We start from the raw sequence: 10,302 nt of genomic DNA on the forward strand, positions 1-10,302 counted from the left end.
TGGATGTCCACGATCAGCAGCGGCAGCTCCAGGGAGACCGCGAGCCCGATCGTTTCCGACTTCAGGGCAACGCCGGGGCCCGAGGTGGTGGTCACTCCGAGCGCGCCGCCGAAGGCCGCGCCGAGGGCCGCACCGATGCCGGCGATCTCGTCCTCGGCCTGGAAGGTCCGTACGCCGAAGTTCTTGTGCTTGCTCAACTCGTGCAGGATGTCCGACGCCGGGGTGATCGGGTACGCACCGAGGTACAGCGGAAGGTCCGCCTGCCGGCTCGCCGCGATCAGGCCGTACGACAGGGCCAGGTTCCCGGAGATGTTGCGGTACGTACCGGCCGGGAAGGCGCGGGTCGCCGGGGCCACCTCGTACGAGACGGCGAAGTCCTCGGTGGTCTCGCCGAAGTTCCAGCCGGCCCGGAAGGCGGCCACGTTCGCCTCGGCGATGTTCGGCTTCTTCGCGAACTTCTGCCGCAGGAACGCCTCCGTGCCCTCGGTGGGCCGGTGGTACATCCAGCTCAGCAGCCCCAGCGCGAACATGTTCTTGCTGCGGCCGGCCTCCATGCGGGAGAGCCCGAAGTCCTTCAGCGCCTCGATCGTCAGGGACGTCAGCGGCACCGGGTGCAGCTGGTACGCGTCGAGGGAACCGTCCTCCAGCGGGGACGTCGCGTAGCCGACGCGGGTCATGCTGCGGTCGGTGAACTCGTCGGTGTTGACGATGATCTCGGCGCCGCGCGGGACGTCCGCGATGTTCGCCTTCAGCGCCGCCGGATTCATGGCCACCAGTACGTTCGGGGCGTCGCCCGGCGTCAGGATGTCGTGATCGGCGAAGTGCAGCTGGAACGAGGAGACGCCCGGCAGGGTGCCGGCGGGGGCGCGGATCTCGGCCGGGAAGTTCGGCAGCGTGGAGAGGTCGTTCCCGAAGGAGGCCGTCTCCGAGGTGAAGCGGTCGCCGGTGAGCTGCATGCCGTCACCCGAGTCACCGGCGAAACGGATGATCACCCGGTCGAGGCGGCGTACTTCCTTGGGCCCTTCCTTGGACCCTGTCCCGCTCTGGCTGGGGACGGCGTCGGTGATGACGGGCGTGGGCGGATTCACCTGGTACCTCCGAGGATGAGCAGGGCAGGGGTCAGCCTCGCGAACCGCGATCGCGTCAGACTCGACCGCCCGTTGAGCCGCCGCACCGGCTCTCGGCGCCCGGCGCGGACGCGCTCGCGATCGCGTCCAGGGCGGCTTGAGGACCGGTGGAGAACGGGTGCAGACCGGCTGCGGAAGGACTGCGGAACGGGTGCGGAACCGGTCAGGCCGGGGCGGGCCCGGGAGCAAAATCAGGGCACCCGGTATTTCGCCCCGCCTTTCGACCGGCAGCCCGCACGGCATTCGGCCAAGCGGAGGCGAGCCGGTTTGACCCGGAGAATTCGGACGCCGCCCAGCTGATCGCCCCGATGGCGCTGCGCGCGTACGTCCATTCCCGCCGGAATGGGGTCGGTATTCCGCCGGATCGGCCGGTGGCGCGGCCCTTCGCTCCCCCTATCTACGGCCCGGTGCCATGACCCCTCCGTAGGGGGTCGGCCGAAGCCGCCACCCCAGAGTGCTGCGCCCGCCATGGATCCGGCGGGCGTTCGCCCATAGCTTGAGGTGTCCTCGATCGGCTGCTGCCGACACGTCTCGGATCCGGCAGTGGAGGTGGCCGTGCGCGTCCGACCGACGCCTGGTGTGGTGGCCGCTTCCGTGGACGCGGACGGCTGTCTGGAGCTGCACGCCGCGTACGCGGCCGGTGCGGGTGCCGGTGCGGGCCCGGGCTCCGGCTCCGGCTCCGGCTCCGGCTCCGGCCCGGGCTCCGTTGGCGGTTCCGGATCCGGCGCGGGCCGTTTCCGGTGCGGTCCGGTGGGCACCGCCATGTGGATCCTGCTGCGCCGCCACGACGGCGATGCGGAAATCGCCGCCGGCATGCTCGCCGAATTGTGGAACACCGCACCGGAAAACGCGCGGGCCGATCTCGACATCTGGGTCGAGGAAATGCGCGACGCAGGTCTGCTCTGCGTACAGCCGGCTCCCTGACGCGTCCTCGCGCGACCGCCTTGGCCGGTTTCCGTCCCGATCTCCGCTTCACCTCGACCTGCTCTGTAGCGCACGGGCTCCATCCTGTCCTGCGTCAGGGGTGGGTGGACCGGTAGGTGGACCGGTGGGGTGGACCGACGAATCGCGGGGGCGGCTATGACATTGACGGGCAGGGAAGCCGGAATCGAACTCCTGGAGACGGCGCTCGCGGACTGCTTCGCGGGGCAGTCCCGGATCGTCCTGATCGAAGCCGGCACGGGATGCGGCAAGAGCGCGCTCGTCGACCTCGTCGCCGAACGGGCCGCCGCCTCCGGCGCGCTGGTCCTTTACGCGGTCGGCGCGCCCGAGGAGCGGCAGGTGCCGCTCGGCGTGCTGCGCCAGCTCGTCAACAGCGAGCAGGTCTTCGCCCTGCCGAAGCCCTCCGAGGGCCCCGGGGCGCCTTCGCGGGTCGAGGCGATGCAGGCGTTCTGCGCGGAGCTGCGCGAACTGAGCCTGGACTGCCCGGTCGTGCTCTGCGTCGACGACGTCCAGTACGCCGACCGCGAGTCGTTGCAGTACGTGCAGTACCTGGCCCGGCACGCGCGCTGCGCCCCGGTCCTCGTGGTGGTGGCCGGCGCCGTGCACGCCCCGGCCCAGGACCCGGCGTTCACCACCGAGCTGATGCGCCAGCCGCACTTCCGGCGGATGCGGCTGGAGCGGCTGACCGCGGCCGAGGTGGCCCTCGTACGGGGCCTGCCGGAGGAATCCGCGGTCGCCGCCGAGCTGTACGGGATCAGCGGGGGCAATCCGCTGCTGCTGCGCGCGCTCGTGGAGGAGGTGGCCGGGTGGGAAGGGGCCGGGTGGGAGGAGGCCGGGTGGGAAGGGGCCGGGCGGCAGGGTCCCGCACCGGTCGCACCCTCGCTCCCCTCCCCCGAGCCCGGCGGGCCGTTCGCCCAGGCCGTCGCCACGTGCCTGCGCCGCAGCGGGCCGGACGGGCTCGCGCTGGCCCGCGCGGCGGCACTGCTCGGCGAGCAGGCGACCGCCGCCCGCGTGACCCGGCTGACCGGCCTCGACACGGCGGCGGCCCGGCGCGGGCTGGCCGCGCTGGAGGCCTCGGGTCTGTTGGACGGCTCGCCGGACGGCCGGTCGCACGACGTGTCGGACGGCCCGGTGGAGGCCCTGCGGTTCCGCCACCCCGCGGCTCGCGCGGCGGCCCTGGAGGAGTGCGGTCCGCAGCTGCGGACCGCCTTGCACCGCGACGCCGCCCGGGTGCTGGGCGAGGACCGGGGGCCGGTGCTCGCCGTGGCCGGGCACCTGCTGGCCGCCCGCGCCGAGGGCCGGGCCCCGGACTGCGGTCCGGCGGAGGTCGCCGTACTGCGGGACGCGGCCGAGGAGCTCCTCGTACGGGGCGACGCGCGCGAGGCGGCGCGGCTGCTGGAGCTCGCCGCGCAGGGGCGGGACGACGAGCACGTGCGGCGCGGGGTCCTGGTGCGGCTCGCGCAGATCACGGCCCGCTTCGATCCGGCGGCCGCGGAGCGTCGGCTGGGCGAGCTGCTGGAGGCGGCGCGGGCCGGGCTGCTGGACGCCGAGCAGGTGCAGCCGCTGGCCGGGCTGCTGCTCGCGCAGGGGCAGGTGACCGAGGCGGCCGCGCTGCTGCCGGCTGCCGTCGGCGAGCCCGCCGCCTCCCCGCTGGACACCCTGGTGGACACCGCGGCCGCGGTGAGCGAGCGGCTGTTGCACTCGGCCCGGCTGACCGATGCCACGGTGGCGCCGCTCGCCCAGGCCCTGCGGTCGCTGCTCTGCTCGGAGCATCCCGAGCGGGCCGTGCCGTGGAGCCGGAACCTGCTGGAGGAGGCCCGGCGCTGCCAGGCGCCGGGCTGGAGCGCGGTGTTCGCCGCGCTGCACGCCGAGGCGCTGCTGCGGATGGGCGATCCGCAGGGTGCGTACGTGCACGCGACGGCGGCTCTGGAGGTTCTGCCGGAGCGCGGCGGGAGCTTCCCGTGCGCGCCGGCGGCGGTGCTGATCCGGGCGTGCACGGTGATGGGCCGTTTCACGGAGGCCTCCCGGTTCGCGGACCGGCAGGTGCCGAAGGGGCTGCTCACCGGCCTGCACGGGCCGGCGTTCCTGCGGGCCCGCGGCCTGTACCGGCTGGCGGTCAATCAGCCGCACGCGGCGCTCGCCGACTTCCTGGAGGCCGGCCGGCTCATGGAGGACGGCCGGGTGGACCGGCCGGCGTTCCTGCCGTGGCGCACGGACGCCGCGGAGGCGCTGCTGCGGCTGGGCGAGGGTTCGCGGGCCGAGCAGCTCGCGCTCCGGCAGCTGGCGATGGCGGATGCGCAGCGGCCGTACGTACGGGGCGTCTCGCTCCGCATCAAGGCGCTGACCGGCGATCCCAAGCGGCGTACGGCCGTCCTGGGGCAGGCGGTGGACGCCCTGCACCGCTCCGGGGACCGGGTGGAGGCGGCGCGGGCGATGGCGGAGCTGGGGCGGGCTTTGCAGGCGGACGGTGCGCCGGCGAAGGGCAGCGCGATGATCCGCTCGGCGTGGAACCTGGCGAAGGAGGCGGAGGCCACGGCCCTGTGCCGGGAGATCCTCCCGGACGCCCCCCTGGCGGCCGCCCCCGCCCGGGACCGCGCCCCGGGCACCCCGGCGCAGACCCCGGGGACCGAAACGACGCCGAAGCTCAGCAGCTCGGAGCAGCGGGTGGCCACACTGGCGGCCCAGGGCCTGACCAACCGCGAGATCTCGGCGAAGCTCTACCTGACGGTCAGCACGGTCGAACAACACCTCACCCGCGTCTACCGCAAGCTCCAGATCACCTCGCGGGGCGACCTCCCGATGGGCCTGGAGCCCCTCCCCCTGCAACCGGCCACCGCCTGACCCGTCCGGCGGTCTCGGTCCATCGGTGGAGGACACCGGCGCGCGGGCGAACGGCCCCAGCGACGCGGTCGGTGGTCGGTGGGGCCGTTCGGGGTCAGGCGGCCTTGCGGCGGGGGGTGAGGAGGGATTCGGCCCGGGCCGCGAGGACCGGGCGGTCCACCTTGCGGTTGGAGTTCAGGGGGAACTCCGGGACGTGTTCGAAGCGGCGGGGGAGCATGCCGTGCGGGAGGACCTCGCGCAGGCTGCGGGCCAGTTCCGCGGCGGGGCGGACCGCGCCGGTGTAGAAGACGACGAGTTCCGTGCTGCCGTCCACCGGGCGCGCCACCGTGACCACGTCCTCCACGCCCTCGCAGGCGCGCAGGGCGTGGTCGACCTCGGCGAGTTCGACCCGCCAGCCCTGGACCTGGACCTGGGAGTCCAGGCGGCCGAGGTAGATCAGGTCCCCGCCGGCCAGCCGGCGGACCCGGTCGCCCGTGCGGTACCAGACGCGGCCGTCGCGTTCGACGAAGCGGCCGGCGTCGTCCTGCGGGTCGAGGTAGCCGGTGGCCATCTGCGGGCCGGTGATCAGCAGCTCGCCCTCGACCTCGGTCTCGGCGCCGTCCTCGTCGAGCAGGACGTGGTCGTGGCCGGCGTGGACGGCTCCGATCGGGACGAGGCCGTTGACCGCCTGGCCGGGCGAGGTCCGCGGGTCCCAGCGGTAGCCGGTGATGGTGACGGTGAGCTCGGTCGGCCCGTAGATGTTCTCCAGGGTGGAACCGGGCGCGGCGGCCTGCCAGTCGGCGGCGTCCTGGCAGCGCAGGGCCTCCCCCGCGAAGAAGCTCCAGCGGAGGGTGGGCAGAGCACCCGGGTTCAGGCCGCCCATGCGGCGGATCAGACCGATGGCGCTGGGGGTGGAGAACCAGACGCTGATCCCGCGCTTTTCGAGGTGCGCGGGCATGTTCAGGTAGGCGCTCGGCGGTACGACGTCGACGACTCCGCCCGCGCCCCAGGCGCAGAACAGGTCGAACATGCCGCAGTCGAAGTTCAGGTCGAAGGTCTGCGTGAAGACGTCCTCGGGGGTGAAGCCGTAGCGGGCGTCGAGGAGCTCGAAGTAGTGGTGCGTGCTGCCGTGGCTGATCGGCACGCCCTTCGGGCGGCCCGTGGAGCCCGACGTGAACAGCATGTAGGCCACGTCCGCCGGATCGGCCTCGCGGGGCTCCGGGAGGGCGAGCGCCGGGTCCGGCTCCACGAGGGGGATGTCCACGTCGCCCAGGGCGGCCCGGCCCTGGGCGTCGACGATCAGGGCCGCCGCGGCGGAGAGTTCGAGCATGCGGGCCGTGCGGGCCGCCGGGAAGTCGGGGTGCAGGGGGACGACGGTGGCGCCCGCGTAGAGCCCGCCGAGGATGCCGGCGTACGCGGTCACGCTCTTGCCCGCGAGGACGCCGACGACCTTCGCGGAGCCCAGGGAGCCGGCCCAGGTGAGGGCCTGTTCGTGCAGCTCCCGGTACGTGTACGACTCGGCGCCGATCCGCAGCGCGGGGCGGTCGGGGGACAGGGCCAGCCCGCGGCGGAAGCGCTCGTACAAGGCCTGGCGCTTGGTGTCAGACATGATCACTCCGAAGGATCCGAAAGAGATGTGTGATTTCTTCGCGGGCTGGTGGATTGGCGGATTAGGGGTCAGGCCGGGGTTCCGGGGGTCTGTTCGGCCGTCCTAGCGTCACGTGCTTGGGAAACGTCGAAACGACGACCGACACAGCGGAAAAGACTGGGGTCACCATGGGCTGGGACAAGGGTTGGGACAACAACTTCGAGGAACTCCTGCGGGAGTACCTGCCGTTCCTCAGTGCGGACGAGCCGCTTGAGGCCGACACCGATCTGCGGGCCGTGGGGCTGGACTCCCTCGGGGTCGTCGAGCTGCTGGGCTCCCTGGAGCAGTCGTACGACGTCCGCTTCGTGGACGAGGCGCTGTCCCTGGACACCTTCGCCACCCCCGCGGTGCTGTGGGAGCAGATCGGCAAGATGTCCGAGGCGGCCAACCGCTGACCACTGCGGAGCCCGCGCCGCCGCGGCCTCGGCCGCCGCCCTCAGGCGGCGGTCGCGGTCCGGCGGCGCGGCCGCATGGCCAGCCGGGGGTTGACGGGTACGACCTTGAAGTTGCGGGTCGCCGCCCCCACCCGGCCGAACAGGGCGTCCTGCCCGGCCACGTAGAGGGTTCCGACGCCCTTGTCGCGCAGCGAGCCGAGCACGCCCGGCCAGTCGACCGGCCGGACGCAGCCGTCCAGCAGCAGGTTCCGTACCTCCTCGCCCGTCGTGAGCACCGCCCCGTCCTGGTCTGCGACGACCGGCAGGTGCGGGTCGCGCAGCGTCAGCCCCGCCAGTACCTCCTCCTCGACCCGTCGGCGCAGCCCTCCGAACGCGGGCGAGTGCAGCGGCGGCTCCATGACGTACAGCGGCATGCCGCCGAGCGCCCGAAGCCGCTGCTGGAGCCACTCCAGGCGGGACTTGCGCAGGGTGAGCATCGCGAAGTCCTCGTCCACGACGCAGGTGACGTCGTGCCACTCCCCCTGCTCGGTCAGCTCGGCCCGCACCTCGTCCAGCCGGGCCCGCGGGGTGCGCGCGAAGGACTGGGTGGCGACCTCCTCCGGGTGCTCCTCGGCGAAGTACGCGTCGAGGGTGTGGGCGAAACGTGCCGTGAAGCGGACGCCGTCGGCGAACGACAGCGCCCCGGAGTGCACGGCGGCGGCCTTCTCGCCGAAGCTCAGGCCGGTGCAGAAGGCCGGCTGCTCCTCGAACTCGTGCTCCACCCACAGGGCGAGGGCGAGGCAGTTCACGAGGAACGCCACCTGGGCGGCCTCCGAGTAGTCGCCCTCGGCCTCCTTGAACCGTTCGAAGAGCGAGTAGCCGAGGACCTCGTCCGCCTCCGCGAAGAGCTTGCGGGCGAACGGGTTGACCAGCATGAACTTGGCGACCTCGGCGAACGGGACGGGGCCCATGCCGGGGAAGACCAACGCGCTGCCCGTACGGTCAGACGGCTCCATGACCCGCCCCCTCCTTCTGCTTCGTGTCCGCCAGCGAACCGAGGAACTCCCTCATCACCTGCTGGAAGAGCTCCGGCTCCTCCAGGTGCGGGAGGTGGCTGGACTCCTCGAAGATCACCCACCGGACGTCGGGGATCAGGTCCTGGAACGGCTGCACCGTCGCCGGGGTCGCCTCGTCGTACCGGCCGGAGATCAGCAGCGTCGGAACGTCCACCTGCGGGCAGTGGTCGACGACCGACCAGTCCTTGAGGGTGCCGTTGACGTGGAACTCGCTCGGGCCGTTCATCGCGTAGTACACCGTCGGGTCGTTGTAGACCTCGTAGAACGAGGCCAGGTAGTCCCGCGGCCACGGCTTGAGCCGGCACACGTGCTTCTCGTAGAAGGGGCGCATCGCGTTGTGGTACTCGTCGCTGTCCGTGGTGCCCGCGGCCTCGTGGCGCAGCAGCGTCTCGTTGACGCCGGGCGGCAGGTCGGCGCGCAAGCGCTGCGCCTCCTCCAGCCACAGCGGGTACGAGGCCGGGGCGTTGGCGATGACCAGGCCGCGCAGGCCGGCCGGGCGGGCGGCCGCGTACTTGGTGACGAGGAGACCGCCCCAGGACTGTCCGAACAGGACGTAGTTGTCGGCGATGCCGAGGCGCGCGACCAGGTTCTCCAGCTCGTCGGCGAACAGGTCGGGGGTCCAGAAGTCGGCCCCCTTGTCGGGCAGGTGGGTGGAGCCGCCGTTGCCCAGCTGGTCGTACAGGACGACCGGGCCGGTGTGCGCCGCCAGCTCCTTCAGGTTCTTCAGGTAGTCGTGGGTGCTGCCGGGCCCGCCGTGGACGACGACGAGCGCGGGCTGCTCCGACTGGAGGTCACCGGTGACCTGGTACCAGGTCTCGTACGGGCCGAAGGGCACGGTGCCTTTGGGTTTGAGTGCCACCGTCGTCTCACATCGCTTTCTGGGTGGTGGTCGGGCGGGCGGTCTGTGCTCCGTCGAGGGCGTCCGAGACGAGCCAGTCCTCAAGCACGCGGGCGGTGTCCTGCGCGCGCTCCTCGACGATCGTGAAGTGGTTCGCGGCGACGGGACGCAGCGTGTGGGCGCTCTCCCAGGGCTGGGCCTTGCCCTGGGTGAGTTCGGGCGAGGGGTCGTCGCCGTCCGGTACGAAGGACTGGGTGCACTGGACGAACAGGACGGGGGCCGCGACGGAGTCGAGGGGCAGGTGCGGTACGAGTTCCACCCAGCGGCCCATGGCCGAGAGCCGGGTGGTGTCGAACTCCCCGAAGGCCGCTTCCTTGTCGAACATGCCGAGCGCCAGCCCGTCCATCGGGACGCCCTCGCTCTCGCCGTCGTGGACGTTGTACGTGTCGAGCAGGACCACGCCGTGCGGGCGGATGCCGTACGCGCGCTCCAGGTGCCCGGCGGTGGCGTACGCGAGGGTGCCGCCGGAGGAGTAGCCGATCAGGACGAACGGCTCGTCGCCCGCCGCTTCCAGGACGGTACGGGCCAGGCCCTCGACCGCCGCTTGCGGAGTGGCCGGCAGGCTCTCGCTCGCGTCGAAGCCGAGGATGGGCAGGGCGGAGACCTTCCGCTTGCCCTGGAGGTGGGAGACGAGCCGCGCGTGCTGGTACGCCCCGCCCGTCGCCATCGGCGTGTTGACGAAGATCAGGTGCGGGCCTTCGCCACCGTCTCCGTCCGCGAGCCGCGCCGCGGCCGGTACGCGTTCCAGTTCGGCCGCCGCCTCGAAGGACGGCCGGACGGCCGCCGCCGCGCGCAGCAGGTCGAAGCCCTTGTCGGCGCGGCCGGCGACCACGGCGCCGTGGAAGAGGTCGCGCAGGGTCTCCCCCGCGCCCCGGGCCGGCCGGGGGGCGGCGGCGGTGGCGGTGGGCGTGGGGGCGACGGCCGCGGCGGCCGTCGTACCGGGGCCCTGCTCGGCATACTCGGCCAGCAGCACCTTGGCCAGCTGGGCCGGGCTGTGGCTGTCGAACACCACCATCGGGGACAGCCGGAGCCCGGTGTCCTTCATGAGGGCGTTGCGCAGCTCCATCGCGCTGAGCGAGTCGAAGCCGGACTCCAGGAAGCCCCGCTCGACGTCGATGGCGGTGGGGCTCGCGTGTCCCAGGAGGTGGGCGGCCCGACGCTGCACGAGCTCGCGCAGGGCCGCTTCCTGCTCGTCCTGCGACGCCTGGCCGATCCGGAGCCAGATGAGCTCCGTCTCGGTGGCCTTGGCCCCGGCGGTACGGCGCTGGGCGGGGGTGGTGGCGGGCCGCAGGAGCGCGGGCAGCCGGTCCGCGCGCGCCTGGAGGGCGGTGCGGTTGACGTGGAGCGGGACGGTGGCGGGCCGGCCGGAGGCGCAGGCCGCGTCGAAGAGGGCGAGGGCCTCCTCGGGCCGGAGCGG

8 protein-coding genes are annotated in these 10,302 nt (G+C 73.0%); 3 read left to right on the top strand and 5 right to left on the bottom strand.

What is annotated here, in order from left to right; genetic code table 11:
* Window positions 1-1,067: 2-oxoacid:acceptor oxidoreductase family protein (locus tag AB0M92_RS38875; RefSeq protein WP_366107125.1), on the bottom strand; the 1,067-nt coding region annotated here is incomplete at its 3' end.
* A gap of 615 nt (window positions 1,068-1,682) precedes the next feature.
* On the opposite strand from AB0M92_RS38875, the gene AB0M92_RS38880 reads away from it, so the two are divergent.
* Window positions 1,683-2,051: a PqqD family protein gene (locus AB0M92_RS38880; protein WP_366107118.1), complete on the top strand. Its 369-nt coding sequence runs from the start codon at window positions 1,683-1,685 to the stop codon at window positions 2,049-2,051.
* Window positions 2,052-2,207: 156 nt separating this feature from the next.
* The gene (locus AB0M92_RS38885) at window positions 2,208-4,910 is read left to right on the top strand and encodes an AAA family ATPase (protein WP_366107119.1); all 2,703 of its coding nucleotides are present in this window, start codon (window positions 2,208-2,210) and stop codon (window positions 4,908-4,910) included.
* Window positions 4,911-5,004: 94 nt separating this feature from the next.
* On the opposite strand, the gene AB0M92_RS38890 is transcribed toward AB0M92_RS38885, so the two are convergent.
* On the bottom strand, window positions 5,005-6,498 hold the full coding sequence (locus AB0M92_RS38890) for an AMP-binding protein (RefSeq protein WP_366107120.1): 1,494 nt from the start codon (window positions 6,496-6,498) through the stop codon (window positions 5,005-5,007).
* Window positions 6,499-6,665: 167 nt separating this feature from the next.
* Here AB0M92_RS38890 and AB0M92_RS38895 point away from each other — a divergent pair, with 167 nt between their 5' ends.
* Window positions 6,666-6,932, top strand: a complete 267-nt coding sequence (locus AB0M92_RS38895; protein WP_366107121.1) for a phosphopantetheine-binding protein — start codon at window positions 6,666-6,668, stop codon at window positions 6,930-6,932.
* 41 nt (window positions 6,933-6,973) lie between these two features.
* On the opposite strand, the gene AB0M92_RS38900 is transcribed toward AB0M92_RS38895, so the two are convergent.
* The 3 genes from AB0M92_RS38900 to AB0M92_RS38910 all read right to left on the bottom strand — a co-directional run.
* Window positions 6,974-7,927, bottom strand: a complete 954-nt coding sequence (locus tag AB0M92_RS38900) for an ACP S-malonyltransferase (protein WP_366107122.1) — start codon at window positions 7,925-7,927, stop codon at window positions 6,974-6,976.
* Window positions 7,914-8,846: a proline iminopeptidase-family hydrolase gene (locus AB0M92_RS38905; protein ID WP_366107123.1), complete on the bottom strand. Its 933-nt coding sequence runs from the start codon at window positions 8,844-8,846 to the stop codon at window positions 7,914-7,916. Before AB0M92_RS38905 ends, AB0M92_RS38900 begins: the two co-directional genes overlap by 14 nt.
* Window positions 8,847-8,853: 7 nt before the next feature.
* Window positions 8,854-10,302, bottom strand: a 1,449-nt coding sequence (locus tag AB0M92_RS38910) for a thioesterase domain-containing protein (RefSeq protein WP_366107124.1), incomplete at its 5' end; no start/stop codon positions are given.

It is taken from the genome of Streptomyces sp. NPDC051582, from assembly GCF_040681715.1.
Taxonomy (GTDB): domain Bacteria; phylum Actinomycetota; class Actinomycetes; order Streptomycetales; family Streptomycetaceae; genus Streptomyces.

What these genes read in the sequence shown, in the direction of transcription:
- AB0M92_RS38900 (WP_366107122.1), bottom strand. Translation starts at nt 7,927, where the DNA reads ATGGAGCCGTCTGACCGTACGGGCAGCGCGTTGGTCTTCCCCGGCATG.
- AB0M92_RS38895 (WP_366107121.1), top strand. Translation starts at nt 6,666, where the DNA reads ATGGGCTGGGACAAGGGTTGGGACAACAACTTCGAGGAACTCCTGCGG.
- AB0M92_RS38890 (WP_366107120.1), bottom strand. Translation starts at nt 6,498, where the DNA reads ATGTCTGACACCAAGCGCCAGGCCTTGTACGAGCGCTTCCGCCGCGGG.
- AB0M92_RS38885 (WP_366107119.1), top strand. Translation starts at nt 2,208, where the DNA reads ATGACATTGACGGGCAGGGAAGCCGGAATCGAACTCCTGGAGACGGCG.